Here is a 25,815-nt window from a genome sequence, read left to right on the forward strand (position 1 = left end):
GCGACGATTGCATGAAGAATCGCGCCCACGACAGGCAAAGACAGCGGCGACCTAGCTGGCACCGGGAGCTCATTTCAAGCGCGTCCCGTTTCACGCCCCCCCTCACCCATGCAACCCCAACCCCTTCACCGCCTTATCCACCGCCTTCCTCGCCCCATGCACCGCGAGCCCCACCAGATCCAGATTACCCGCATCCTGTGCACGAAACACCTCACGATTCGCCGCGTCATGTCCAGTCGAAAACATCGCATGGACATACGGCACAATCTCGAGCTCGCGGCTGACTGCCTGCCGATGCGCGGCCTGCAAGCCCGGCAGATCAGCGGCGAACACGAGCATTGGTTGCCCGAGCATGCGGCCATACCGACGTCCCGCAGCGTCCTCATAAGGCTCGCCTAGCGCATCGGGTATCGCAGCCGCCACGCCCGTCGCGAGAAATGCGACGACGTTGAGTTTTTGCCACACAGCCAGATCGTCGCGCACGATCAGCGCCACTTTCGTTTCGAACATGAACGTCCCTCCTTGGAACGCTCATGGTCCACGATCCGCGGCGATCAGTCTGGAACGTTTGTGCACATGCGCCGATAGGCCGCCGGCGTCATCCGGTACGCGCGATGAAACCAGCGGCCAAGATGACTCTGATCCGAGAACCCGACAGCCGCCGCAACCTGCGCAGGCTGATGACCGCTCGCCAGCATTTGACGCGCGGCGCGCAGACGCAAACGCACCAGATACGCATGCGGCGACGTGCCGAACGCGCGCTTGAAGAGGCGCGTCAACCGGAAGCGGTCGATGCCCGCAGCCGTCGCCAGTTCATCAAGTCCGATATTGCCGGCCATCTGCTCGTGCAAAAGATCGCGCACGCGAAGCGCGGCGAGCGGTATCGCGGAGCCGTTCGTCCACGGCGCATCGAGCACATGGCCGCTGAGTTGCGTGAGCACGCGATCGAGCGCCTGGTCGCGCGCCAACCTGCCCTCGTCGTGATAAATGGCGAAAAAAGCCGCCCGAATCGCATCGACGAGATATTGGTCGTCCACCAGCGTATGGCTAAAGGCCGCCTCAACGCCGCGTAACCCCGGAAGATTCAGTTGACGCGCCGCGTGCTCGACCCAGTCTTGCGGCAGGTACAACGCGGCATACGTGAAGCCGCTCGCCTCCGGCGCGTGACCGTCATGCAGCGCGCCGGGCTCGATCAGGATCGCCCGACCCGGTGTGCTCGTGTGCAAAGACCGGTGGCACTGAAAACGTTGGACGCCTTGCTCTGTGTAGCCGATCAACATGTCGTCGTGATCGTGCGGATCGTAGGCGTGGCCTCTGAAATGCGCACGCAGCCCTTCAATGCCCGTCTCGGGATCACGCCGCGCGACGAGCCAGTGATCGGTCCGCTCGTTAAACACGGTTGCGCCTGTCATCGCTTACTCCAATGGTGTCGGCATATTGCGTTAGCGCAATGGTATTACACCGGACCGCAAGCAATCGTGAGCTTGCAGTCGACGGCTTCGCTTCTATCGACGACAATCGTCGTCTCCCGAACGGAGTGTCGGTAGCCTATGAATCGAGAAAAATGCAAAACGATGTGTCCCGTGCCGAGTATTGGATGGCGTTCATCCTTAACCGATGCCAGTTTCCCAATCCAATAGCGCTCGCAGCGCAATTTGCAAACGCCGAAATCGTGGAACTCTGCGAATGCGGATGCAATAGCTTTGGCTTGTCGATGACCGCGCCCGAATCAGTTCCAAAACTATCGGCCGAGGGGCCCGGGAACCGATTAGTGTTTGAAGCGGACTTCCGCGCCCGGGACGAGTTGGGCGAATCAAGGTCGCTGCAAATTCTTCTTTTCGCCGATGAGTCGGGGCACTTGAGCTACGTGGAAATCGACTACTGCGTAAATGCGTTCCCTATGCCCGATCATCTGAACCTCGATGAGTCGCCGTATCGCGTCTTCGCAAGCGACTCGTTGATCAGCCAAAGCGGACAAAGCGGACCCTAAGCGAGCTCCCGCAATTCCCGCTCACGCTCGCAGCGCCTTCGCAAGATCGGCCAACCGATACGGCTTTTGCACGAATATCAGATCCCGCAGTTCACTCTTCTCGTCATGCAGCGGAGCCGGCGAATAGCCCGACGTGAGCACCACCCTGATCGCCGGATAGTGCGCGCGCACGAGTTGCGCCAGTTCGAGTCCGCTCATGCCGTGGGCCATCGAGATGTCGGTGAAGACAACGTCGATGTCAGCCCGCTCCTCGAGAATCAGCGCCGCCTCCGACGCACTGCTCGCCGGCACCACTTCGTAGCCGATGTTCATCAACAGTTCGGACGCAACGCCGAGCACGTCGGGCTCGTCCTCGACCAGCAAAACCGTCTCATGCCTTGCCGTCGACGGCAGACCGACGGCTGCCGGCGGCTCCGCGACGGGCAGATAAAGATCGACCGTCGTGCCCTTGCCCACTTCGCTCGATAGATGCACGTCGCCGCCCGACTGGGCGATAAACCCGTACACCTGACTCAAGCCCAGTCCCGTGCCCTTGCCTGGCTGCTTGGTCGTGAAAAACGGTTCGAACGCCTGCGCGAGCACGTCCTCCGACATGCCGCTACCGGTATCCGCAACCGAAATGCGGACGTAGTGCCCGGCAGGCAGCGCCGGGGTCACTTCCGTCTCCGACTGGACCGTGTCGGTGGTAATCGTGACCGCGCCGCCGGTCGGCATGGCGTCGACCGCGTTGACAACCAGATTGAGCAGAGCGGCCTCGAAACGCGCGGCATCGACGGATGCGAAAGCGTGCGTGGCATGCAGGCCAAGCTCGACATGCGTGTTGCGGTTGCCGGCCCGCGAGAGCATGGGCGTGAACTCGCGAATCAATCCGTTGAGGTCGTGTACCTGCGCCTGCAACGGCTGTTGCCGCGCGAACGACAGCAACTGCTGCGTCAGCGACGCGCCGCGGTCGATCGCCCGCCGCATCCCGTCGATCATTTTCTTGTCGAGCGGCGTGCGCGCCTGCAGCGCGAGCACCTCGAGACCGTTCGAAAGCACGGCCAGCAGATTGTTGAAGTCGTGCGCGACGCCGCCCGTCAGCCGCCCGATCGCTTCCATCTTCTGCGCCTGGAACAGCGCGGCGTTGGCCTTCTCGAGCGCGGCCGCGGCTTCCTTGCGCTCGGTGATGTCGCGCGTCACCTTTGCAAATCCGACGAGAGCACCCGCTTCGTCGCGGATCGCGTCGACCACGACGTGCGCCCAGAAGCGGCTGCCGCCTTTGCGAACCCGCCATCCTTCGCGTTCGGCACGGCCTTCTCTCGCCGCGATCGCGAGTATCTGCGCGGGCGCGCCGGCCGCTTTGTCCTCGTCCGTGTAGAAACGCGAGAAATGCTCGCCGATAATCTCCGACTGCCGATACCCCTTGATCCGCTCAGCGCCGACGTTCCAACTCGTGACGACTCCGGCAGGCGAGAGCATGAATATCGCGTAGTCAGTGACGCCCTGAACGAGAATCCGGAACTGCTCCTCTGTTTCGCGCGTCACATCCTGCCTGTCGTCACTCTGACTCATAAGGGTTGTTCCAAATCGGTAAAAAAATGTACTTACCGGACTCATTTTACCCTCGGCATGCGCAGGCCGTTCAGGCGGCAACCGGAAGCCTGTTTGCTTGCTGATGGCGCCGCTATCGAATTGAAGATGAAGGTTGTGCGCATTCGGCAACACGTCGTTGAATGCGACCGCACGCCGCACACCGCGCATCCCTGATAATCTGAGCGTCCTGGCCCCGCGGCGCGGCAGTTGGACGCGCGCCGCATTGCCGTCGATCGAACTCCGATGCCGCCACTGTTTCGCCGCTTACTACTGCTTTGCCACGCGCTGCGATATGGCGCGCGCCTGCTCTGGCTCGCCGCGCCGTCCGATCGCAAGCTCCACTGGATGATCGAACTCGTCGGCCGCGTGCATGCGTCGGCGGACAGCGCGCGCAGCGTGCACGGCCTGCTGCCGGCGCTCGGCCCGCTTGCCGGCCGTTTCGCGAAGACGCTAGTCGAGCGTCCCGAACTGGCGAACGCGACATTGCACGACGCCATCGACGCCGTCGATCATCTGGAAACGCCGCTGCCGCCGCGCGAATCCGAGGAGGCGCTGGCGCGCGCGTTCGGCCGCCCGCTCGCCACGCTTTTCAGCGCGGTGGACCTCGTTCCGGTGCGCAGCGGTTTTGCCGAACAGACGCATTTCGCTCGGCTCATCATGCCCGTCAACGGTCATCGCGAGGTGGCGATCAAGCTGCTGCGCGCCGGCCAGTTGCAGCAGATCGGCGACGAGCTCGCGCTGTTGCGCTGGGTCGCGCGCTGGCTGGAAAAAGTGTCCGGCACGGCGCGCCGCCTGCGGCTGCGGGCGCTCGCGCAAACCTTCACCGACGACATCCTGCGCCGCTTCGATCTGCGCGCCGAAGCCGCCAATCTGAGTCAGACCGGCCATCATTTCGACGGCGACACGCGCATCGTCGTGCCCAACGTGATCTGGGACCTGTGCACGCCCCTCACGCTCACCATGCAACGCATCGACACGCTGCCGGCGAGCGACCTGAGCGGCCTGCACGCGCATCACGTGAAACTCGCGCCGCTCGCCGCGCATATCGTCGAAGTCGTGACCGAGCAGGCTTTCGAACACGGCTTCTTTCACGCGACGCTCGACGCGCGGCGGGTTCGCGTGAGCATCGAACCGGATTCGCTGGGCCGCCTCGTGCTGGCCGAGTTTTCGATCATGTCGAGCCTGTCGACCGGCGAGCGCGAGTTCTTCGTGCACGGCGCGACTGCCCTGTTCGAGCAGGACTATGGACGGCTCGCGGAACTGCATCGCGACGCGGGACACGTGCCGCACGACACGCGCGCCGAGCTGCTCGAAGCGGAGTTGCGCACGCGTGCCGAAGCGCATTTCGCGGCCGCGCCAGAGGACCGTTCGGCGGGCTCGCTGTTTCATCATCTGCTGCACGCGGTGCATCCGTTCGACGGCACCGTATCCAGCCGCCTCGCCACAGCACAGCGCTCGTTCCAGCAGGCCGAAATGCTGGCGCGTGCGCTGCATCCGGGCGTCGATACATGGAATATCGCGCGCGGTGTGCTCGCGGATATTGCGCGGCGCGACATCGATCACCGCGGCTGGTTCAAGCGCATTTCACGCGAACTGCCGCATCTCGCGCACATGCTGCCGCGCGTGCCGCAACTGGCCGTGCGCTATCTGCAGCAGGAGCACGATCGCGCGCGCTCGCCGGGGCAGAATGCTCGACTGCTTGCCGAGATCGGCCGCGAATATCGGCGCACGCGCGCGCTGTTGTGGGCGTGTGTGTTGTGCGGCGGCGTCCTCGGCGCGGGCACGGTGTTGTTGATGTGGTGATGTCGGCGTGATGCGCTGATGTGTTGATGTGCGCTTGCGCGGCCCGTCGCGTTCTGCCGATCAAAACTTCGCGGGTCCGCTACATGCTCGTACGATCGCGGAAGCCGTTCTTCATCAGAAGCCATTGCGCCACCAGCAAGGAGCAAGACAACCATGAAGCAGACCGATCCAGCCACTGTTCAGACCAACATCGCGGCGGAAATGCACGTTAGCGCCGGCTTCGACGCCAACGAGGAAATCGAGCGCCGCATCTCTTTTCTCGCGAACTATCTGCGCAGCAACGGCCTCAAGACGTACGTGCTCGGCATCAGCGGCGGCGTGGATTCGACGACGGCCGGGCGCCTCGCGCAACTGGCCGTCGAGCGCTTGCGCGCCGAAAATTACGACGCGCGTTTCGTCGCGATACGCCTGCCGCACGGCGAGCAGAAAGACGAGGCCGACGCGCAGCAGGCGCTCGCCTTCATTCGCGCGGACGAAACGCTGACCATCGACATCAAGCCCGCCGCCGACGCGATGCTCGCGTCGCTGCATCAAAGCGGCCTGCCGTTCGCGGACGAAGCGCAGGAAGACTTCGTGCACGGCAACATCAAGGCGCGGCAAAGAATGATTGCGCAGTACGCGGTGGCGAGCACGCGCACGGGCGTCGTGATCGGCACGGATCACGCGGCGGAATCGCTGATGGGATTTTTTACGAAGTTCGGCGACGGCGGCGCCGATGTGCTGCCGCTCGCGGGCCTCAACAAGCGCCGCGTGCGTGCGGTCGCGAAGGCGCTCGGTGCCTCGGACGCGCTCGCGCACAAGGTGCCGACCGCGGACCTAGAAGCGTTGCGCCCGCAACGGCCCGACGAAGATGCCTACGGCGTACCGTACGAGACGATCGACGACTTCCTGGAAGGCAAACCGGTCAGCGACGAGGCACGCAACATCATCTTGCGTTTCTACGATGTGACGCGGCACAAGCGCGCGCTGCCGTACACGCCGTTCGACTGGCCCGCGCCCACGAGCGAAGCGTGAGCCGCAACATGAGCCGCAACGCGAACCGCCGCTCAGCGCTTAGTGCGCGGGCGGCTGGGCGGGCGGCGAGTCGTCGGTGAAAAGATCGGCGCTCGCCTCGAGCGCCATTCCGCCCAGGTGCTTGCCATGAATCTGCCGCGCGATGACTTCGCCGACATACGGCACTTGCGCATCGAGTTCGACCGTGGCGTAGGCGCCAGGCGTGCCCGCGTCGACGACCTCGACGTTGCGCGCGTAATGCCCCAACTCGTGCTTGAGGAATTCGCGCACTTCCTGCTCGGTGCACGACGGCGCGATGTTGCGCACGATCAGGTTCATGCTGCCTACTCCTGGCGGCTGCCGCCGGACCTGTCGACGCGTACGCGCGCCGGGCGCAATGCCGCGCGTTGTCTCGCCTGTGCGGCGGCCAGTTCGCGGATGAGTGCGGCGCCCGCCGCGCCGAGCGCGGCCAATGACAGGTAGAAAGCGATCATTCGAATCTCCGATATTCCGCGCGGTATTCCGATGAGCCCGCCGGGGTCCTGTTTAAGGATAGCCACTTACGATCGGACACGCGATGCGACGCGGCGTCACCATGACAAGCTCGCACCGGGTAGCACGATCAATGTGCACTGTACCTGAACCGCGCCCTTTCCGTTCGGCAGCAACACTGTTTTGACTGACTGCGCCGCGGCGCCTGGAAATTGTGCTGAACATTGCGCGTGCAGACGCGGGTTGCAAGAAGCGAACCGCGGCATGCATGCCGGAGTTCGTTGCGCCGATCGGCGAACGGAAGCTGCTGCTCGCCGCGCGAGCGTCAGTCCGCGTCCTGCACGTTGGCCGCGCTCACCCACCACGCGTTCTTGCCTTGCGGCAATGCGACCAGCACCGCGGACGGATCGTCCACGCCGTCGTCCGCCACTTCGCACACGGCGAGTCCGTCGGGCAGATGCTTCACTTCCCCGGCCGACTGAAAGAGCGCGATGCGCTGCGCGTTTAGCGGACGCAGTTGACGATAGACATCGAAGCTGATGGCCGCGGGCACATCGCCGCGAATTTGCAGCGCGTCGGCTTTGCCGCAATGCGCCGGCTCGGCGGCGAACACGGGCGCGGCGCCGACGGCGCATGCAACGCTCAGCACGGCAAGCGTCGCTGCGGCAAGACGTGAATAAGTCATGGTAATTCTCCAGGAATGAGTTGATTCGGCGAGTTCGATGCGAAAGCCGCGTGCTGAAAGACGGCGAGCGGCGACGACAAGTAAGTAATGCGGGCTGGCGGCACGCGCTGACAAAAAGCGTTTGTGGGTCACGCCCGCAAAGCTGGAGACAGGATCGAGCGTTCCGGCGCATTCAACCTTTTTCGCAAGCGCGGCGCGATCCGCGCCGACACCAACCGTTACGGCTGCGTGCCGCGCCCCGCTGCGCGCCCGCTGTCGGCGCTCGTCGCGACATCCAGCCGGCTGATGTCGCAAGACTCCTGGCTAAAGCCAGAATAGACCACCGACCAATCACCGACGATCGCCGCCTGCGCTTCCGCAAGACTCAGCTTGCCTTCGCAGACGCAGCGCTTGAGCATGACCGCCGCGCGCGCCTTGCGCCGCTCGCCCTGCCGTCCCGCCCAGGGCAGAAGGCCGAGATTGGACGGCGCGTCCGGCGAGCCGCCGAGCACCACGGGCACGCGCCGATCGAGCGCGAACTCGGCGCCGTCGTCCGCGTCGATGCCGCGCTCCGCGAGCATCCGGTCCTTGTGCGCCATCAGTTCATCGAACGGCGGCGAGACCGCGCTCGCATAGCCAGGGCGGCAAATCGTCTCGCGGATGGATTGCTGCGTCACGCGTTCGTCGAGCATGGCCGCGTCCTGCGCATACACTGCGCCGACGCGCACTGCGAGCAGCGCGGCAAGACCCAGCGTCAGCGTGAAACGCGCGCGCCACGCGCGCCGCCGCGCGAACGCAACTGCGCGCGGTCGAAAGGTACTGCCTATGTGGTCGCCGGAAGCCTCGCCGCGACGCCTGTCTGCAATGCCTGCCTTCATTCGTCGGCGCGCCTGTCGAGGCACGCGGTAGTTCAATTCGCAAGGCAATTAAAACACATTCGATACGCATACGGAAAAAACCGCCGACTCTGAGCGGTGCGCCGGAGCGCTACCAACTTTCCACGGCGACCGCGGCAGCCGCCGTGGAACCCCGCGCTTTGGCTATTGCGCCGTGCGCGCCTGCAGTGCCCGGATGCGGCTAAGTGCCTCAGTGTTGGCCACCGTCGAGTCATACATGTGCGCGAGGTCCGCCTTCAGCGCGGTGCGCGAGCCGCCGTCGAGATAAATCATGTGGCCCGACGGATAAAAGCGCGCCGACAGGTTCTGCCGCACCTGCTGACTGAGCAGCGGCATTTGCTGCAAATCGAGCACCGTCTGATAGAACGGTGTGACGAAATCATAAAAGCCGTTTGCCGACAGCACCTTCAGATCGGGATTGAGCGCCATGACCGCCGCGAGGTCGCCGGCCGTGTAGAGAATCACGTTGCCCTTGTCGTCCACGCCCTTCTGCGCGCCGGTCGGGTCGATGTGGCTGAAGTCCCAGAACTGGAACGCCTGATCGTTGAGATCCGTGAAGGCCGAGTTCGACGTGTACTTCAACTGCTCGTTCAGATAGACGTTCCACATCGTCGTATAGACGCCGGACACGGCCGTCATGGTCGGATCGTTGCCGCCCGAGTTCGGATCGATCTTGCCCGCAATGCCGGTGCCGATGGCGGTGACGCGGCCGTCGTAGGCGCCCAGCACGAGACCCTTGGACTTGAGCAGCGTGGTCAGGAACAGCGAATTGCCGCGGCTGTCGTACGACGCTATGTCGAGGCTCCACGCAAGCAAGGTCGTCTTGTCGATGCCGGTGTATTCGGCGAGCTTCTCGACCGTCGCTGCGTCGGTGGTCGGGAATTTGCGCAACGCCGCGAGGTAATCGGTGCGGGCGAACTGCGCGACTTCCTCGGCGAACGCGCCGAGATCCGTCGGCCGCGGCGCGATGCCGAGCTTCTTGTGATACCACGCGTCGGCGGCGGCCGTGGGCAGCGCGCCGACCGGATTGCCGGCCTGCGTGTAATCGAGTATCGACGATTGCAGCGTGATGCCGTTCAGATCGACGCCGCCTTCGTGCAACCGGTAAGCGACCACGCAGCTTCGCGCGGTGCCGTACGACTCGCCGAACAGATACTTCGGCGAATTCCAGCGATTGTTCTTCGTCAGAAAGCGCTTGATGAACTGCGCGATCGAATCGGCGTCCTGGTCGACGCCCCAGAAGTCGCGGTTCTTCTTCGGCGCGACGGCCGCGGAATAGCCGGTGCCGACCGGATTGACGAAAATCAGGTCGCTCTTGTCGAGCAGGCTGTCGGGGTTGTCTTCGATCGTGTACGGCGCGGGCGGCGTGAAGTTCGGCATCGACGTCCTGATGCGGCGCGGCCCGAACGAGCCGAGCAGCACGAACACCGCGGAAGAACCGGGCCCGCCGTTATAGAAGAACGTGAGCGGCCGGGTTTCCTCTTTCTGGTTGTCCTGCGTGAACGCCACGTAGAACATCCGCGCGGCGGGCTGCGAACTGCTCGGGTCGACGATCACCAGATGGCCGACCGTCGCCGTGTAGTCGATCTTTTTGCCGTCTATCGTGACCGAGTGATGCGTGATCGCAGCGTTCTCGTCGGTCGCGGTGACGGAATCGTCGGGGCCGTTGCCGTAGGCGACCGGATCGAAGAAGGGCTGGTCGCCCGCCTTGTGCTTGCCCGCCGCTGCCGGCCTGGCTGACGCTTCGGAATTGTGCGGCGACTGCGGACTAACGGACGCTGGCTCTGTGCTTGTCATGATCGCTCCATGGGTACGTTCACGTCTTGTGCCGGTGCTGCGGGACTCGTGCCGATCGACTCGCTAGACAACTCGCCGATCAACCTGCTGACTATAGTGCGGCAGCCACTTTCTGACCATCGGGACTGCCGAGTCCCGTGCAGGCGTCCCAGCCCTTGGACGCCGCGAAGCTGCCGTTATTGCCCTGCGTGATGTCGTTGCACACGCCCGCCGCCTTGTACAGTTTCGGATTCACGAAGCCCGCCGGCGCGCCCTTCGCCGCGTTGATGCGCGCAATCAGCGCGGCCCACAGCGGCGCGACCGCGCTCGTTCCGCCTACCACCGTTTGCGTGCCGCCGACCAGCACCGTGTAGCCGGTCAGCGGCGAGGCATCGCCGGCGACATCGGGCACGCCGCGCTTCGCAAGCGGCTTCTTGCCGCCCGCCGACAACGCCACCGAAAGCCCCTCCTGCCACGCCGGCAACGCAAACGCGCCGCTCACGCCACCGCCGCCCGCGCCGCCTTGCGGCCCGTCGTTCCACACCACCTCGTGCGTAATCGACGTGCCGGACGCGGTGAGGCTCGTGCCGCCGCACGCGAGCACATACGGGCTCGCCGCCGGAAAGTCGACGTTATCGCCGCCATTGGCGCCGTCGCTCGAGCCGCTGTCGCCCGACGCCGCGCAGACCGTCACGCCGAGCGCCGCCGCGGTTTGCAGCACGCTGTTGAACGCCTTCAGCGACTGGCTCGTCCAGATCGACTCCGGCCCGCCCCAACTGATCGAAATCACCGACGGCTTGTTGACCGTGTCGTGCACCGCGCGGCTCACTGCGTCGATAAAGCCGGCGTCGCTGTTCGGCGCGAAGTAGACCGCGATCGTCGCGCCCGGCACGATGGCGCCGACAATCTCGATGTCGAGCGTGACCTCGCCGTCCGGCCCGTTCGGGTCACCGGTCGGTTCGTTGCGCGCCTGGTCGACGCTGACCGATTTCACCGTGGGCGAAGGCACGCCGAGGCTCGCGAAGTACGACTTCAGATCCGCCGGATCGTAACCGCCGCCCAGCTCGATGATGCCGACGCACTGGCCGCTGCCGTCGCCCTGCGGAAACTTGTAGAGCGACGCCAACTGCAGCGGCGTGAACGAAGCCTGATGTGTTTTCGCCGGCCTGAACGGCGGACGAATGCGAAAGTGCGGCCGCGCCTGCGGGCGGTTGTCGAGCCCGAGCACCGCCTCGACGACGTCGTGCAGATCGTCGGGCACGTTGACCGCGCCGGTCCGTCCGCGGAATTCGCCGGACGTATGGTGCTGATACTTTTCGAGCTTGACTTCGAACGCGCTCTGGAACTGCGCGACAGTGCCCGACAGCAGCACCGAGCGCGCGGCCAGATCTTCGCGCACCACCGTCAGCCCATGCGCGGCGGCAAATGCCTTGACTTTGGCGACGTCGTCGGGGGCTGCGCCGTAGTCTTTGGCCATCGCCTCGCGCGACAGCGGCTTCACGTTGGGGTCGCCGGCTTCGATCCGGCTCATCAGCGCGTCGAACTGCGCCTGCTGCTGACGGCGCAGCATCACGAAGACCTCGATCTTCTCCGATGGATCGCAGTCGCCGATGAGTTTGGAACCTCGTTCTACGTTGCGCTCGCTTCCGGGCAGCGGATGCTTGGTGGCCATGTGCGACTCTCCTCTTGGCATGACGGCGCCGGATGCGAGACGGACCGGCGCACGCGCCCATCCACTCAACGCCCGACGACAGCTATTGGAAGGTGCTGCATGCGAAGCGCGGCATGCGAGACTTCGCAAACCTTCGGACCAATGCATTCGAACACAGTTCCAGTCCGAGCGGCAGTCGGCCGAATGGCCAGGCGCCGCGGCGTCCGATGCATGGCCCGCGGCGCTCGGCTATGATGCTGCAGCGGCCGTTTAGCCGTTACATTGCATTGCCTCGCGCGTCCGCGCGCAAGATCGAAGAATCAGAGGAACTCCATGTCAATCTCGATGTATCAAGCATCACTGCCCGTGCTGATTCGCGGCCTCACCAATCTGCAAGGCATCCTCGGCAAAGCTCAGGCGCACGCCGCGCAAAAGCAGATCGAACCCGCGGTGTTCACGAACGCGCGCCTCGCGCCGGACATGTTGCCGCTCACGCGTCAGGTGTATATCGCAAGCGATACCGCGAAGGGCTGCGCCGCGCGGCTTGCGGATGTCGAAGCGCCCAAGTACGAAGACGTCGAACAGACTTTCGACGAACTGCACGCTCGCCTTCAAAAGACGATCGACTATCTGAAGGAATTCACCCCTCAGCAGATCGACGGATCGGAAGAGCGCGCGATCACATTGAAAATGCGCAGCGGACCGATCGAGTTCACCGGTCAGTCTTATCTGCTGGGATTTGTGCTGCCGAACTTTTTCTTCCACGTGACGACCGCTTACGACATCTTGCGTCATAACGGTGTGGAGCTCGGCAAGCTCGACTATGTGGGCGGGCTGAAGTAAGAGCCGGCCTTGTGCGCGCGGCTGAAGTTCAGTGATCGGCCGCGCCGGCCGGCGTCATCGAGACGCCGGCTGTGGGTCGTAGCGTCGGCAGCGTTAACTCGCAGGCGTCTGCACAAGCCGCGTCAATCGAGCGACAGCCGCACCGCGAAGCCGATCAGCGCCGCCGAAAAAGTCCAGCGCTGCAGCGTTTGAGCAAGCGGATGCGCGCGCATCCATTGGGCGATCCGCGCGGCGCCGACTGCGTACGCCAGGTCGAAGCAGAAGCCGACGGCGAGCAGCACCGAACCCAGCTCGATCATCTGCAACGCGACCGGTCCCGCTTCGGGACGCACGAACTGCGGCAGCAGCACCGAACAGAACAGCAGCGCCTTCGGATTCAGCAGGTTGGTCAGCAAGCCCTTGACGAACGAAGCCCGCAACTGCGGCATGCCCGCCTGCGAGGCCTGCTGCTGCACGCCGCCGGTCCCGTCGCGCGACGCGCCGCCCTCGGGCAACGCGAACACCGGCGAGCGAAAAATCTGGATGCCGACCCAGGCGAGATAAACCGCGCCGCCATAGCGCACGACGTCGTATAGCCACGGCGCGTTGCGAAGCAGCGCGGCCGCGCCGCAAGCGGACAGCGTGACATGCGTCGCGCGTGCGACGCCGAGCCCGCAAGCCGCCGCAAAACCGCTGCGCACGCCGCGTCCAATACTGGTTTGCAGGATCAGCGCCATGTCCGGGCCAGGCACCGCGTAGACGACCAGCAGTGCGGCGATATAGACGGCGAGAAGGTGTGGGGAAATCATGAGAGCCTCGTGGATTCGATGGCTCTATCTTGCTATCGTCGATGGAGGGTTTGTTGGCGAATTTCCGGCGCGGCGGCGTGAGGTTTGGTGGAATACGCTAACATCGCGTCATCTACATCAGCTTTCCTCTAGCACAAAACATCGGCCGCCCGACCATGACAACCGACCTCGACAAGACCGACCGCGCGATTCTCGTGGCGCTGCAAAAAGACGGCCGCATGTCGAATGCGAAGCTCGCCGAACTCGTCGGGCTGAGCGAGACGCCTTGCGCGCGGCGGCTCAAGCGCCTGGAAAACGAAGGCTATATTGGCCACTATCGCGCCGTGCTCGCGCGTCCGGCGCTCGGCTTCGGCGTGGTCGCTTTCGTTCTCGTGCGCTTTGCCGTGCACGACAAGAATCTCGCCAACCGCTTCGAGCGCGAGGTGCAGGCGATACCGCGCATCATCGCGTGCCACAACGTGTCGGGCAGCGCGGACTATATCCTGCAAGTGGTCGCGCGCGATCTCGACGACTACGGCACTTTCATGCGCGACCAGATGCGCAGCCTGCCTGGCGTGACGTCGGTGGAATCGGCGCTATCGTTGCGCGAGGTGAAGGCGGACAGCGGCTTGCCGCTATCGTGAGTGCGAACGTGGCATAGTCACGCCTTTTCACGGGGTGCGCGCTGCATCAACGTTGCATCGCAGGTGGCATCAATCTGACGCCGGCAACGCGTCGGCGAACACGGAGTTTTCATGGACAACATCGATCACGAGAAAGCGCGAGCGGAAGAAGCCGCCGCAATGGAGCGCGTATTGACGGCGACGCAGCGGGTCAAGACCGCGTTCGCTTCGTTGCAATCGCAGTTTCCGCCGGCCGGCAGCGGCAATCCCTCGCAATTCGCGCTGCAAACTTTCGACGCCGCGCTGCAGGAACTCGAAGACGCGCAGGCCGCCTTCGACGAACTGCTGGGCGACCTGCTCGACGGTAATCGGTAAAGCGCGTTGAACGTCCGGTAAAGGCGCGCGTTAGCGCTCAGCCCGCACGCGTTTCGACCGCCGGTTCGCACAGAATCGGAAAATTGACCGAGTTCGCGATATAGCACTTGTCATGCGCCGTGTGGTGCAACTGCTGCGCCAGTTCGGCGTTGCCGCCCGCCTGAATGATCACGCGCGGACGCAGCACGATCTGCGAAAAGCGGCCCTGCTGCGGACTGTCGAGCATGGTCCCTTCGGCGTCGTCGCGATAGTCGACGACGACAATGCCCGCGTCCGAGCAAAGGTGCAGATACCACAGCTTGTGACACGCCGAGGCCGCCGCAACCAGCAAATCCTCGGGGTTCCATCGCTTTGCGTCGCCGAGAAACGCGGCGTCGGACGAGCCCGGAATGTCCGGCTTGCTTCCCGAAGCGATCACGTGATCGCGGCTGTAGTCACGATAGCCGGATGTGCCGCTGCCGCGATTGCCCGTCCATTGAACGGAGACGTGGTAGTTGTGCTCGCCGTATGCCATGCGCGCTTCCTGTGATGGGGTGAACCGGTGGATGAAGCGTTCATTTTAAAGCCGCTTATGCGCTGCAAACCACCGCTCGCGCGCGTCGATCTAGCGCGGCGCCGCCGGCCTGCCGCTGAGACTCGGCACTCGCGGATCGGGGTTCTGATTCAGGCTCGTGCCGTTCGCTCGCATCGTGTTAGGGACGTGGCCTGAGTTCAGAACCGTGCCGACGCCGCCTGCGCTCAGGCCTGTGCCAATAGAGCCGCCAGGCGTCGCAAGTCCGGGCGAAGGCGTGAGCGTCGAGCCGACCGTTCCGCCGCCAGCCACGTTTCCGGTAGACGGCACCGCGCGCGTGCCGCCCGACTGCGCGCACGCCGTTCCGACCGCGCCGCACAGGGACGCCGCGATCACCACTGTTGCTGCCATACGGCCCATTACGATTTTCATTGCTCCACTCCGTCATTCCGTCCGTTCGACTGCGCGCGATAACGCGCCGCTCAACCTGTATGACGAACCGCGGCCTGCTTCGTTCACGCTCGTAACAGCTTATGTCCGCGTTTCGCCTCCGGCCGCCTGCCGCTGTACAAAGTCGTACAAATCCTTACAAAGCAGCGCGGGCGGAACGTGCACCGGACGCGTCGCGCAACCGTTATTGCAGGCACCTACCCCGCGGAGACCGCAATGAACACGAACGTCACGACCAGCACTTCACCGCGCAGCCGTATCCATCCGTTGATCGCCGGCGCAGCGGTGGCCGTCATCGTCGCAAGCGCGACGGGGATCGCCGCGATGACCGGCTTGCTGCCCACGTCGCATGCAGTGACCGAACCCGCGGTTTCGCCCGCGGCGCTCGCCGCGCAAAGCGCGAGCGGCACGCTCAACGCGCAGCAGCCGTCGATTGCACAGCAAACGACGCAGCAGGCCGTGCCGCAAAACGTGCAGCAGCCCGCCGCGCAAACGGCGCAGGAGCCGGCGCAGCATGCTGCGCCCGCCAAACCGCCGGTGCATCGCACGCATAGCGGCGGCGCGGCTGCGCCCCGCTACGCGAACAACAACGGCTATCAGACGGCCAACGAACCCGCGACACGCCCGGTTCCCGCCGATCCGTACGCCGGCGAAGTGGTCGCGATCAACACCGTGCAGTCGCCCGAGCCGACGACCGGCCTCGGCGCACTCGGCGGCGCGGTCGCGGGCGGGCTTGTCGGCAATCAGATCGGCGGCGGACGCGGCAAGATCCTGACGACGATCGCGGGCGCTGTCGGCGGCGGGCTGGCGGGCAATGGCATCGAGCATGCGGTGCGCAAGCAGACGAGCTATCAGGTGCAGGTGCGCATGCAGGACGGCAGCTACCGCAACTTCGACTATCAGACGCAGCCGCCGGTCCAGGTCGGCGAACGCGTGCATGTTTCGGGCGACCAGCTTTCGGCTTCGTGAGCGTGACGCTTAGCGTTTGACGGGCTTTCCTCGCGCGTGCCGGCGCGTGAGGAAAGCGCGTGCAGAAACCAGGACGACCGGCACTGGCAAGCACGCACTAGTGGCATCGACGCGCACCCGCGGGCATGACCGGCACCCGCGGCCACGGTTTGTAGCGATCGGCACCCCCAGCATCATCGGGCACGCACCGGCCGCACCCCGCCCAAACCCCACCGCACACCCACCGCCGACGATACAAACCCTCCGCGCGCGTTATGATCGACCGTCACGCCCAAACGGCCCAAACGGCTGATCGCGCACGATGGAGCAAGCGTACGTCCACCTCCTGCACCTGCTGGCCGGTCATCCGGAATGGCTGCTCACGGTCGTATTTCTCGCGGCCTTTCTCGAGTCGGTTGCCGTCATCGGCACATTCGTTCCCGGCAGCACCGCGATGTTTCTCGCGGGCGCGCTCACAGGCACCGGCTCGCTGAGCCTCGGCTGGGTGCTCGCGTGGGCGATCGCGGGCGCCATCGCCGGCGACGGCCTCAGCTTCTGGATCGGCAGCCGCTACAAGAGCCGGATCGTCAAGCTCTGGCCGTTCTCCCGTCATCCCGAAGTGCTGGAAGCCGGCTACCGCTTCTTCGGCAAGCATGGCGCGAAGAGCGTCGTGCTCGCGCGCTTCGCCGGACCGTTGCGCGCAATCGTGCCGGTCGTCGCCGGCATGCTCGGCATGTCGCCCGTGCGCTTTTATGCGATGAACGTGCTGTCCGCGCTGCTGTGGGCGCCCGCGCATATCCTGCCGGGCGTGGTGTTCGGCGCGTCGGTGCTGCTTGCCGGCGCGGTGTCGTTCCGGCTCGTCGTGATTCTCGCGCTGCTCGTCGCGAGCATCTGGCTCAGCTATCGCGCGGCGGCTTTTCTGCTGTCGCACGCTCACGCATGGTCGAATGCGGCCGGTCGCCACCTGGGCAGTTGGGCTTGCCGTCATCCGGGGCCGGTCGGCCGCGTCGCGCGCAGACTGCTCGATCCCGAAGCGCCGGATGCGACCAGCATCCTCGCTGCGTCGCTGATCGTGCTCGTATGCGGCGCACTGTTCTTCGGCATCCTCGAAGACGTGATCAGCGGCGACCCGCTGACGCACGTCGACCAGTCCGTCTATCGCTTCATGCAATCGGTGCGCACGCCGTGGGGCGACTCGCTGCTCGCCGGCCTCGCGACGCTCGGCAGCACCGGCACGCTCGCCGCGCTGATCGTCGCGGTCACGCTGTGGATGGCATGGGAGCGGCGCTGGCGCACCGTCGGCTACTGGCTCGCGGCCGTGCTCTTTTCGCAGTTGCTGATCTTCGCGTTGCAACTCGCGATGCAACGCGCCGCGCCGAACGCGCTGATGACCGACGCCTACGTATTCCCGAGCAATCACGTGGCGGCGACCGTCATCGTGTATGGCTTTCTTGCGTTCCTGCTCGCGCGGCGGGTCGGCATGCTCGAGGGTCTGCTCGTCGTCACCGCGAGCACGCTTGTCGTCATCGTCGTCGCGCTGGCGGGCGTGTACTTCGGCCGCTACTGGGTGTCGGACGCGATCGGCGGCGCGGCGCTCGCCTATGTGTGGGTGGCGATTGTCGCGCTCACCGCGATATTGCGGCATCCGCAGCCGCCGCCAGCGCGCCGCTGGATGCCGGCCGTCATGCTCGTGACGGTGCTCGTGAGCGTGGGCGTCCAGTCCGGCGTCGGCATGAGCGGCGCGCCGGCGGGCGGCCTGACGCTGGTGCCGCTGCCGCTCACGCACGTGACGCAGCAGCAATGGACGGATTCGGTGTGGAAGCAACTTCCCTGCTATCGCTCGGATATGGGCGGCGACCGCAAGGAGCCGCTGACGCTGCAATGGGTGTCCGACGGCGATACGCTGCGCCGGCAATTGCGCGAGCAGGGATGGATCGAGGGCACGACGCTCTCCGTGCATAGCCTGCTTTCGCTCGCCTCGCCCGATGTGCCCGCGACCGCGTTGCCCGTGTTGCCGAAACTGAACAACGGAGTGCCGTCGTCGCTCGTGTTCATGCGTCCCGGCGACACGCGCAATCGACGCGACGTGCTGCGCTTCTGGCCGAGCGGCTATGCGGTCGATAACGGCACGTCCGCCGTGCCGCTGTGGATCGGCTCGATCGCGCATGAACGGTTGTCGCGTGCATCGTGGCCGCTTAACCTCGTGCGGGTCGACAGGCAGTTATCTCGGGACGAGACAGGCGTGAAGCTCAATGGTAAAGAAGGCGTCGCGGTACTAGCGACAGTGAGCTGCCGCGGCGTGCCCGTATCGCTGCTCGCCGCTGCGGGAGAATGATCGGCGTCAGGCCGCGCGGATGAGATGCAATGCGACGCGATGCGAGCCCGTTGCCTGTCGCCCGTTGCCCGCTATCGCTATTGAACGGTGTAGCCCTTGCCTTGCATGCACGCGCCGTATGCATGCCAATAAGTCGTCATCGAAGATTGCTGCGACGCTGTAGCGGACTGCGCCTGCGCCGCATGCTGCTGACGGCTGCGCACTCCGCCGGCGAGCACGCCCGCGGTCGCGCCCACCGCGGCGCCGTGTCCCGCATCATTTCCGCTCACGTCCCCGACGATCGCACCCGCGGCCGCGCCTCGCGCCGCCCCTCTGACGCGCGCGCCGGTCGGGCCCGCTGGTGGCGCGGGCGTCTGCGCGACGACAGCCGGATCGATGCCGGTGCTTTGCTTCGCCCAGGCATAGCACGCGCCGTCATCCGACATCTGCTGCTGTTGGCTTTGTCCATGCGCGGGATAGGTTGCCGGTTTCTGGGCATAAGCAAGCGCGCTCGCGCTTGCCAGAATCAATGCGGCGAATCGCTTCATTTGAAACCTTCTAGTGAGGATCACTGACGGCTCATGCATCTGCTGAACGAGGGCAGTCTGCGAGGCGCACAGCTCAACGCATCTTACCTGGCAGGCTCGCGGCAGCCGAGAGCAATGCAGCTAAACGTGAACAGCTTTGCTTAACACCGTGCGCACCGATTCATGCGCTACGATTCCCTTCACCGAATGATTCTTCCTGCTTGGAAGATAGAAAAGTCCATTAGCAAATGCAAGGCTATGCTTAGATATGCCTACGTTTTTTCGGACCTGCATTAACCTGTCCAAGTGCTAATTGAACACGGCGTGTCATAGATCATCGTTTCGCCAAGTTCAACCCGAATTTATTTGGCTCGAGCATTGCAATTCCATATGGAATAGAGCTAATAATCTCGCCATTGAAACGGGGATATACCGACACGAATGCCTGACACGCTTGCCGCACACGCCCATTCCATTCCCGCATTTCGCAGTCCAATGTTCGTCACGCCGTGCCCGTCGATTCATGTGCAAGCACGAGCGCACACCACGAGCCCGCCCTCATCCACATCACAACGAGACATGCAACTTCGACACACGGAGATTCCATCGTGAAACGCTCAAGCGCAATCCAGGGGGCAACGCTAATCGCGATTGCCATACTGGCCGGCTTGCCGGTCATGCTCGATGTCGCGACTCCCGCGGCCCACGCGCAAACCTCGGCGAAGATATCCAGTCAGCAACTCGATTCGCTGACTGCGCCGATCGCGCTCTATCCCGACGCATTGCTCGCCCAGGTGCTGATGGCCACGACCTTTCCGCAGGAAGTCACGTCTGCGGCGGCATGGTCGAAGGCGAATCCGAACAGCAAGGGCGACGACGCGGTGAGAGCCGTCGCCGCAGAACCGTGGGACCCGAGCGTGCAATCGCTAGTGGCGTTTCCACAGGTGCTCGCCACGATGGCGTCGAAGCCCGACTGGGTCGCGCAACTCGGCAACGCGTTTCTCGCGCAGCCGAACGACGTGATGGACTCCGTGCAACGTCTGCGCAAACAGGCGCAAACAGCCGGCAATCTGAAGACGACCGAACAGCAGAAGGTCATCGTCGAACAGAGCACGATTCAGATCGTGCCGGTCAATCCGCAGGTCGTTTATGTGCCGACGTATAACCCGACGGTGGTGTACGGCGTGTGGCCCCACCCTGCCTATCCGCCCGTGTATGTGCCGCCGCCGCCCGGCTATGCGGTCGCGAGCGGGCTCGCCGCGGGTCTCGCGTTCGGCGTGGGCATCGCGATCACGAGCGCGTTGTGGAGCGACGTCAACTGGAACAACCACAACGTCAACATCAACGTGAACCGATACAACAACATCAACGTGAACCGGCGCCTCGACGTGAACAGCAACACCACGCGATGGAATCGCGACACGACGTTCAACCGCAACGCATCGGCGAATATCGGCGGCGGCGTGCAGCGCGACGCTTACCGCGGGCGCGACGTCTCCGCGTCACGCGCGCAAGCGCAGCAGGCGCTGCAGAACCGCACCGGTCAAAACCTCGGCGGCAGCGCGAGCGAGCGTCTGCAAGGCATTCAGCATGGCGGTACGAACGCCGGCAACATTCGCGCGAGCGCGCAGAACGTCAATCGCGACAACGCGCTGCGCGGCGCGGGCAACGGCCCGGCCGCACGGCAGGACATCGAGCGCGGCCAAGCAAGCCGCCAGGCGCAAGCCGGCTCGCACAACCGCCTCGGTGCAGGCGGTGGTGGACAGGAACGCGGCGGACTCGGCGCAGGCGGCGGCGGACAGGAGCGCGGCGGCCTCGGCGCAGGCGGCGGTGGACAGGAACGCGGCGGCTTCGGTGCAGGCGGCGGTGGACACGAACGCGGCGGCTTCGGCGCGGGCGGCGGTGGACAACGCCACCTCGGCCGGCAACGTTGAACGATACCCAGGAGCCGCTCATGAACCACATTCAATCGATTCGCGCTTGCCTCGCGAGATTCACCACACTGCCGCTGTCCCGCCATCTTGTACACACGACGATTGCGATCTCGTCGCTACTCGTCTGCGCGGCACCGGCGCATGCGCAAGCCGTCTATCCGACACCGGAAGCCGCCGCCGATGCATTCGCCGACGCGCTCGCCATCAACGACCACGCGGCCATGCAGCACGTGCTCGGCCAGCACTACGACCGCTTCATTCCGTCGAAGGACGTCGGCGACGAGGACATCTACGAATTCCTCGGCGCGTGGGCCGCGGGCCATCGCATCGTCGACGACGCCGCGCCGCTTCATGGCCGCCCAAGCAAGCATCTGTCGGTCGGCACCGGCGGCTGGACGCTGCCGATTCCGCTCGTGCAGGCATCAAGCGGCTGGCGTTTCGATCCCGCGGCGGGCAGCGATGAAATCCTCACGCGCAGAATCGGCCGCAACGAACGCGCGGCGATCATGACGTCGCTTGCCTATCTCGATGCGCAGCGCGACTATCGCGCATCGGCCGGCCATTACGCGCAGCGCCTCCTCAGCACACCGGGTCAGCACGACGGCCTCTATTGGCCCACCGCTCCCGGCGAAGCGGAAAGTCCGCTCGGCCCACTCGCAGCCGCGATGCCGAACACGGGATCGGTCAGCAAGGAGGGCTATCACGGTTATCGCTTTCGCATTCTGAGCGCGCAGGGTTCGCACGCGAAGGGCGGCGCGCTCGACTATGTGGAGAACGGCACGCTGACGAAGGGCTATGGCCTCGTTGCGTGGCCCGCCGAATACGGCGAGACCGGCGTGATGAGTTTCATCGTTAATCAGGATGGCCAGGTTTACCAAAAGAACCTCGGGCCGCAGTCGGCAAGAAAAGCGGCGGCGCTCCGATCGTTCGATCCCGATCCGTCGTGGGAACCGGTAGCGCCGTGAATGCCGATACCGACGCCGATGCCCGTATGAACGAAGAAAACCTGGTTGCCTGCCACGAGTGCGACGCGCTGTTCCGCAAGCGCCGGTTGCGCGGAAAGTCGTCCGCGCATTGCCTGCGCTGCGGCGCGATCCTGTATCGCGGCATGTCGACGAACCTCGACGGCATTTGTGCGCTGACGCTCGCGTCGCTGTTCACGTTCGTGATCGCGCTCGGCACGCCGCTCCTCGAACTCGAAACGGGCGGCATTACGTCGCACACGAGCCTGTTCGGCGCACTCGTCGCGCTATGGAACGAGGACATGCAACTGGTCGCGGCAATGGTGTTCTGCTCCACGGTGCTGTTCCCGCTGACCGAACTGGCCGCGCTGCTATATGTGCTGACTTCCATTCGCCAGCGCTACGTGCCGCCAGGCTTTAATCGCGTGCTACGCGCCATTCAGTTCGTGCGGCCGTGGGGCATGATCGAAGTATTCATGCTCGGCGTGCTGGTCACGATCGTAAAGATGGTGAGCCTCGCGCGCGTGGTGCCAGGCGCGGCGCTGTTCGCCTTCGGTGCGCTCACGTTGATGCTGGTGCTCGTCGTCATGTTCGATCCGCGCACGCTCTGGGACTTCGCAGACGACATCCGCGCGCGCCGCGCAGCGCAGCCAGGACGCACGCGCGGCAACTGGCTGCCGGTCGCGGCTCCGCGCGGTCCGTGGCATAAACACCGGGTCACGCGATGAACACACTCACCGCATCGAAAGCCGGCCTGCTCACGTGCCACGCATGCGGACGCGTCGCGCGACGCGCAACCGCTCATGCCGCTCGTGCCGCTCACATTGCTCAGTCTTGCCCGCGTTGCGGCGCGGCCCTGCATCGGCGCAATCCGAACAGCCTCGCACGCACGTGGGCGCTGCTGATTTCGGCCGCGATCCTGTATATCCCGGCCAATCTGCTGCCGGTCATGCATACGTCGTCGCTGGTCGGCTCGGAAGACGACACGATCATCAGCGGCGTCATCTATTTCTGGACCTCGGGGTCGTGGCCGCTAGCCATCGTCGTATTCGTCGCGAGCATTCTCGTGCCGATGCTCAAGCTCGGCGTGCTCGTGCTGCTCGCCGCAACTGCGCAACGCCGCTCAGCATGGCGTCCGATGGAGCGCGTGAAGCTGTTCCGGCTTGTCGAGCGCATCGGCCGCTGGTCGATGCTCGACGTGTTCGTGATCACGCTGACCGTCGCACTCGTGCGCTTCGAATCGTTTGCCGTCATCACCGCCGGGCCCGGTGCGCTCGCGTTCGGTTGCGTAGTGATCCTGACAATGTTGGCGTCGATGCAATTCGACCCGCGACTGATCTGGGACAACCTCGAAGGCGGCAGCCCGCCGATGTCCCGCCCCGTTACGGAGCCGCCTCATGAATAGCCCGCAAGGCCCCGCCGCGCCGCCCGATCTGCCGGACGCGCCCGATCCCGGCATCGAGCCGCGCCGCGGCTGGCTGCCCTCTCTCGTCTGGGTGGTGCCGCTGATCGCGTGAAGTCGATCACCGAACGCGGCCCCGCGGTCACCATCAGTTTCAACAACGCGGAAGGTCTCGAGCCGGGCAAGACGCAGGTCAAGTACAAGGACGTCGTGATCGGCTCGGTGAAGAGCATCACGCTGTCGAAGGATCATTCGCAGGTGCAGGTGGCAGTGCAATTGAGCAACCAGGCCGACGACTTCGCGGTGAAGGACACGCGCTTCTGGGTGGTGCGTCCGCGAATCGGCGCGAGCGGCGTAACCGGCATCGGCACGCTGCTCTCGGGTGCGTATATCGGCGTGGACGCGGGCCGCTCGAAAGAGGCGCGCAGCGAGTTCGTCGGGCTCGAGGCGCCTCCGCCCGTCACCGGCGATCAGAAAGGCCGGCGCTTCACGCTGCACGGCGATTCGCTCGGCTCGATCGACATCGGCTCGCCGATTTTTTACCGGCGCGTGCAGGTCGGCCAGGTGTACGCCCTTTCGCTCGATAAGGACGGCACGGGCGTGACGATGCAGGTATTCGTGGCGGCGCCGTACGATCAGTACGTCGGCACGAATTCGCGCTGGTGGCATGCAAGCGGCGTCAATGTGCGGCTCGATTCGAACGGCTTTGTCGTCAACACGCAGTCGCTTACGTCGATCCTGATCGGCGGTCTGTCGTTCCGCGCGCCGCCGGGCCAGACGCCGGGGCCGCAGGCCGCGGACTACTCGAGCTTCCATCTCGCGTCCGACGAAGCCGATGCGATGCGCGCGCCGGACACCACGCCGGTGCGTACCGTGATGAAGTTCAACCAGTCGCTGCGCGGATTGTCGGTGGGCGCGGTGGTCGACTTCCGCGGCATCGTGCTCGGCCAGGTCACGGACATCGGCGTCGATTACGATCCGAAGACGCGCAGCTTCACGATGCCCGTCACGCTGGAGCTGTATCCCGACCGGCTGAGGCGCCGGGTGCACGGCACGGAGGTCCCCAAAGCCGGGACAGTGGAAAATCAGCGGCTGCTGCAACATCTCGTCGAGCGCGGGCTGCGCGGACAACTGCGCACCGGCAACCTGCTGACGGGTCAGTTATATGTGGCGCTCGATATTTTCCCGAAGGCCGCGCCCGTGAGCTTCGATCCCGCGCGCGATCCGCTCGAACTGCCGACCATTCCAAACTCGCTCGACGCATTGCAAACGCAGGTCGCCGAGATCGCGAAGAAGCTGGAGCGCATGCCCTTCGATCAGATCGGCGTGAACCTGAACAACTCGCTGAAGAATGCCGACAAGCTATTCGCGCAGTTGAGCACCGAGATCATGCCGCAGGCGCGCGACACGCTCGCGGCAGCCAAACAGACTTTCGGTTCCGCGGAGGCCACGCTCAGGCAGGATTCGCCGGTGCAGGCCGACATGCATCAGGCGTTGCAGGAACTGACGCGCACGCTGCAATCGCTGAACGCGTTGGCCGATTATCTGGAGCGTCATCCGGAATCGCTCGTGCGCGGCAAATCGGAGGACAAGCCATGAGCCGCTATTCGCGTCGTCCGCTCGCCGGGTTGGCCGCGCTCGCGCCATGCGCGGCGTTGATGGCATCGGTGGCATCGGTGGCTCTCGTCGCACTCGGCGCGCTCAGTGCCTGTTCGTCGCCGCCGAGCCGCTTTTATACGCTCGCCGGCGGGCTCGCATCGAGCGAAGTGCGCAGCGCCGCGCCGCCTCTGCTGATGATCGACGTCGCGGCCGTCGACGTGCCCGCGCAAGTCGCTCGGTCGGCGCTCGTCGTGCAGACCAGCGCGACTCGCGTGGACGTGCTCGAGCAAGCCCGTTGGGCGTCGTTGCCCGCCGACGAAATCCGTCTCGCGCTCTCGCAGCAACTCGCGCAACAGCTCGATGCGATCGACGTCTCGCGTTCTCCGCGCCCGGCCGGCGTGTCGGTTTATCGCGTGAAATTGAGTGTGCAGCGCTTCGAATCGTGGCCGGGCTCGCATGCGCTGATCGACGCGGTGTGGAGCGTGCGGGCGTTGTCCGAGGAAGCGGTGCTGACGTGCCGCAGCGTCGTCAGCGAGCCGGTCGGTGCGGGCAACGACGCGCTCGTGGCCGGTCATCGGCAGGCGCTTCAGCAGATTGCCGCCAATGTCGCCGACGGCATCCGAGCGCTCGACGCCGCAGCGCGTGCCCATCGCCTCGTGCGTGGGCAAACCGCGCCACCTTGCCCCGCGCAGTGAAAACCTTCAATTACAAACACCCTTCAGT

Annotated in this window: 26 protein-coding genes and 1 pseudogene; 14 read left to right on the forward strand and 13 right to left on the reverse strand. The window is 64.9% G+C overall.

The window, feature by feature from the left end; genetic code table 11:
- Positions 1 to 102 precede the first annotated feature (102 nt).
- Entirely contained in the window at positions 103 to 510 is a 408-nt protein-coding gene (locus tag C8K18_RS11745) for a DUF2000 domain-containing protein (RefSeq protein ID WP_107707550.1), read from the reverse strand.
- 44 nt (positions 511 to 554) lie between these two features.
- Positions 555 to 1,412 carry an AraC family transcriptional regulator gene (locus tag C8K18_RS11750; protein WP_107707551.1) on the reverse strand — a complete coding sequence of 286 codons (858 nt, stop codon included), beginning with the start codon at positions 1,410 to 1,412 and terminating at the stop codon, positions 555 to 557.
- Positions 1,413 to 1,564: 152 nt separating this feature from the next.
- Here C8K18_RS11750 and C8K18_RS11755 point away from each other — a divergent pair, with 152 nt between their 5' ends.
- Positions 1,565 to 1,990 carry a hypothetical protein gene (locus C8K18_RS11755; RefSeq protein ID WP_107707552.1) on the forward strand — a complete coding sequence of 142 codons (426 nt, stop codon included), beginning with the start codon at positions 1,565 to 1,567 and terminating at the stop codon, positions 1,988 to 1,990.
- A gap of 21 nt (positions 1,991 to 2,011) precedes the next feature.
- On the opposite strand, the gene C8K18_RS11760 is transcribed toward C8K18_RS11755, so the two are convergent.
- Complete coding sequence (locus C8K18_RS11760; protein ID WP_029966087.1) at positions 2,012 to 3,541, reverse strand: PAS domain-containing sensor histidine kinase; 1,530 nt, start codon at positions 3,539 to 3,541, stop codon at positions 2,012 to 2,014.
- A gap of 264 nt (positions 3,542 to 3,805) precedes the next feature.
- Between C8K18_RS11760 and C8K18_RS11765 the strand changes: the two genes are divergently transcribed.
- Together C8K18_RS11765 and nadE are read left to right on the forward strand one after the other, a co-directional pair.
- The gene (locus C8K18_RS11765; RefSeq protein ID WP_107707553.1) at positions 3,806 to 5,365 is read left to right on the forward strand and encodes an AarF/ABC1/UbiB kinase family protein; all 1,560 of its coding nucleotides are present in this window, start codon (positions 3,806 to 3,808) and stop codon (positions 5,363 to 5,365) included.
- 153 nt (positions 5,366 to 5,518) lie between these two features.
- Positions 5,519 to 6,379: an ammonia-dependent NAD(+) synthetase gene (gene nadE / locus C8K18_RS11770; protein ID WP_107707554.1), complete on the forward strand. Its 861-nt coding sequence runs from the start codon at positions 5,519 to 5,521 to the stop codon at positions 6,377 to 6,379.
- A gap of 39 nt (positions 6,380 to 6,418) precedes the next feature.
- Here the strand turns inward: nadE and C8K18_RS11775 are convergent, their stop codons facing one another.
- From C8K18_RS11775 to C8K18_RS11795, 6 genes are all read right to left on the reverse strand, one after another.
- Entirely contained in the window at positions 6,419 to 6,697 is a 279-nt protein-coding gene (locus C8K18_RS11775) for an RNA-binding protein (RefSeq protein WP_006052079.1), read from the reverse strand.
- A 5-nt stretch (positions 6,698 to 6,702) separates the two neighbouring features.
- Positions 6,703 to 6,852, reverse strand: a complete 150-nt coding sequence (locus tag C8K18_RS33280) for a hypothetical protein (RefSeq protein ID WP_006052078.1) — start codon at positions 6,850 to 6,852, stop codon at positions 6,703 to 6,705.
- A gap of 323 nt (positions 6,853 to 7,175) precedes the next feature.
- Positions 7,176 to 7,535, reverse strand: a complete 360-nt coding sequence (locus tag C8K18_RS11780; protein WP_006052077.1) for a hypothetical protein — start codon at positions 7,533 to 7,535, stop codon at positions 7,176 to 7,178.
- Between the two features lie 218 nt (positions 7,536 to 7,753).
- Positions 7,754 to 8,392: a hypothetical protein gene (locus C8K18_RS11785; RefSeq protein ID WP_029966092.1), complete on the reverse strand. Its 639-nt coding sequence runs from the start codon at positions 8,390 to 8,392 to the stop codon at positions 7,754 to 7,756.
- Positions 8,393 to 8,554: 162 nt separating this feature from the next.
- Positions 8,555 to 10,207 carry a S10 family peptidase gene (locus C8K18_RS11790; protein WP_006052075.1) on the reverse strand — a complete coding sequence of 551 codons (1,653 nt, stop codon included), beginning with the start codon at positions 10,205 to 10,207 and terminating at the stop codon, positions 8,555 to 8,557.
- A 91-nt stretch (positions 10,208 to 10,298) separates the two neighbouring features.
- Positions 10,299 to 11,858 carry a protease pro-enzyme activation domain-containing protein gene (locus tag C8K18_RS11795; RefSeq protein ID WP_107707555.1) on the reverse strand — a complete coding sequence of 520 codons (1,560 nt, stop codon included), beginning with the start codon at positions 11,856 to 11,858 and terminating at the stop codon, positions 10,299 to 10,301.
- 312 nt (positions 11,859 to 12,170) lie between these two features.
- On the opposite strand from C8K18_RS11795, the gene C8K18_RS11800 reads away from it, so the two are divergent.
- A complete protein-coding gene (locus tag C8K18_RS11800; RefSeq protein ID WP_107707556.1) occupies positions 12,171 to 12,680 on the forward strand; it encodes a DUF1993 family protein in 510 nt (169 codons plus the stop codon).
- Between the two features lie 122 nt (positions 12,681 to 12,802).
- On the opposite strand, the gene C8K18_RS11805 is transcribed toward C8K18_RS11800, so the two are convergent.
- Complete coding sequence (locus C8K18_RS11805) at positions 12,803 to 13,468, reverse strand: LysE family translocator (RefSeq protein ID WP_107707557.1); 666 nt, start codon at positions 13,466 to 13,468, stop codon at positions 12,803 to 12,805.
- Between the two features lie 155 nt (positions 13,469 to 13,623).
- Here C8K18_RS11805 and C8K18_RS11810 point away from each other — a divergent pair, with 155 nt between their 5' ends.
- Both C8K18_RS11810 and C8K18_RS11815 read left to right on the forward strand, forming a co-directional pair.
- A complete protein-coding gene (locus C8K18_RS11810; RefSeq protein WP_107707558.1) occupies positions 13,624 to 14,091 on the forward strand; it encodes an Lrp/AsnC family transcriptional regulator in 468 nt (155 codons plus the stop codon).
- 111 nt (positions 14,092 to 14,202) lie between these two features.
- The gene (locus C8K18_RS11815) at positions 14,203 to 14,445 is read left to right on the forward strand and encodes a hypothetical protein (RefSeq protein ID WP_006052070.1); all 243 of its coding nucleotides are present in this window, start codon (positions 14,203 to 14,205) and stop codon (positions 14,443 to 14,445) included.
- A 37-nt stretch (positions 14,446 to 14,482) separates the two neighbouring features.
- On the opposite strand, the gene C8K18_RS11820 is transcribed toward C8K18_RS11815, so the two are convergent.
- Both C8K18_RS11820 and C8K18_RS11825 read right to left on the reverse strand, forming a co-directional pair.
- Complete coding sequence (locus tag C8K18_RS11820; protein WP_107707559.1) at positions 14,483 to 14,959, reverse strand: OsmC family protein; 477 nt, start codon at positions 14,957 to 14,959, stop codon at positions 14,483 to 14,485.
- Positions 14,960 to 15,049: 90 nt separating this feature from the next.
- Complete coding sequence (locus C8K18_RS11825) at positions 15,050 to 15,388, reverse strand: hypothetical protein (RefSeq protein WP_107707560.1); 339 nt, start codon at positions 15,386 to 15,388, stop codon at positions 15,050 to 15,052.
- A 234-nt stretch (positions 15,389 to 15,622) separates the two neighbouring features.
- Between C8K18_RS11825 and C8K18_RS11830 the strand changes: the two genes are divergently transcribed.
- The gene (locus C8K18_RS11830) at positions 15,623 to 16,375 is read left to right on the forward strand and encodes a glycine zipper 2TM domain-containing protein (RefSeq protein ID WP_107707561.1); all 753 of its coding nucleotides are present in this window, start codon (positions 15,623 to 15,625) and stop codon (positions 16,373 to 16,375) included.
- 301 nt (positions 16,376 to 16,676) lie between these two features.
- Complete coding sequence (locus C8K18_RS11835; RefSeq protein WP_107707562.1) at positions 16,677 to 18,689, forward strand: bifunctional DedA family/phosphatase PAP2 family protein; 2,013 nt, start codon at positions 16,677 to 16,679, stop codon at positions 18,687 to 18,689.
- 77 nt (positions 18,690 to 18,766) lie between these two features.
- On the opposite strand, the gene C8K18_RS11840 is transcribed toward C8K18_RS11835, so the two are convergent.
- Positions 18,767 to 19,216: a YMGG-like glycine zipper-containing protein gene (locus tag C8K18_RS11840; protein WP_006052065.1), complete on the reverse strand. Its 450-nt coding sequence runs from the start codon at positions 19,214 to 19,216 to the stop codon at positions 18,767 to 18,769.
- Between the two features lie 587 nt (positions 19,217 to 19,803).
- On the opposite strand from C8K18_RS11840, the gene C8K18_RS11845 reads away from it, so the two are divergent.
- From C8K18_RS11845 to C8K18_RS11870, 6 genes and pseudogenes are all read left to right on the forward strand, one after another.
- A complete protein-coding gene (locus C8K18_RS11845) occupies positions 19,804 to 21,129 on the forward strand; it encodes a DUF3300 domain-containing protein (protein ID WP_107707563.1) in 1,326 nt (441 codons plus the stop codon).
- Positions 21,130 to 21,149: 20 nt separating this feature from the next.
- Complete coding sequence (locus C8K18_RS11850; protein WP_107707564.1) at positions 21,150 to 22,094, forward strand: DUF2950 domain-containing protein; 945 nt, start codon at positions 21,150 to 21,152, stop codon at positions 22,092 to 22,094.
- Positions 22,095 to 22,120: 26 nt separating this feature from the next.
- Positions 22,121 to 22,819: a paraquat-inducible protein A gene (locus tag C8K18_RS11855; RefSeq protein WP_107707614.1), complete on the forward strand. Its 699-nt coding sequence runs from the start codon at positions 22,121 to 22,123 to the stop codon at positions 22,817 to 22,819.
- A complete protein-coding gene (locus tag C8K18_RS11860; protein WP_107707565.1) occupies positions 22,816 to 23,496 on the forward strand; it encodes a paraquat-inducible protein A in 681 nt (226 codons plus the stop codon). Before C8K18_RS11855 ends, C8K18_RS11860 begins: the two co-directional genes overlap by 4 nt.
- Positions 23,489 to 25,092: pseudogene (locus tag C8K18_RS11865) on the forward strand (intermembrane transport protein PqiB). Before C8K18_RS11860 ends, C8K18_RS11865 begins: the two are co-directional and overlap by 8 nt.
- Positions 25,089 to 25,787 (forward strand): membrane integrity-associated transporter subunit PqiC, encoded by a 699-nt coding sequence (locus C8K18_RS11870; protein ID WP_107707566.1) that lies wholly within the window; start codon positions 25,089 to 25,091, stop codon positions 25,785 to 25,787. Before C8K18_RS11865 ends, C8K18_RS11870 begins: the two are co-directional and overlap by 4 nt.
- The last annotated feature ends 28 nt before the right edge of the window (positions 25,788 to 25,815 follow it).

Source organism: Paraburkholderia sp. GV068, from assembly GCF_003058125.1.
Classification (GTDB): domain Bacteria; phylum Pseudomonadota; class Gammaproteobacteria; order Burkholderiales; family Burkholderiaceae; genus Paraburkholderia; species Paraburkholderia graminis.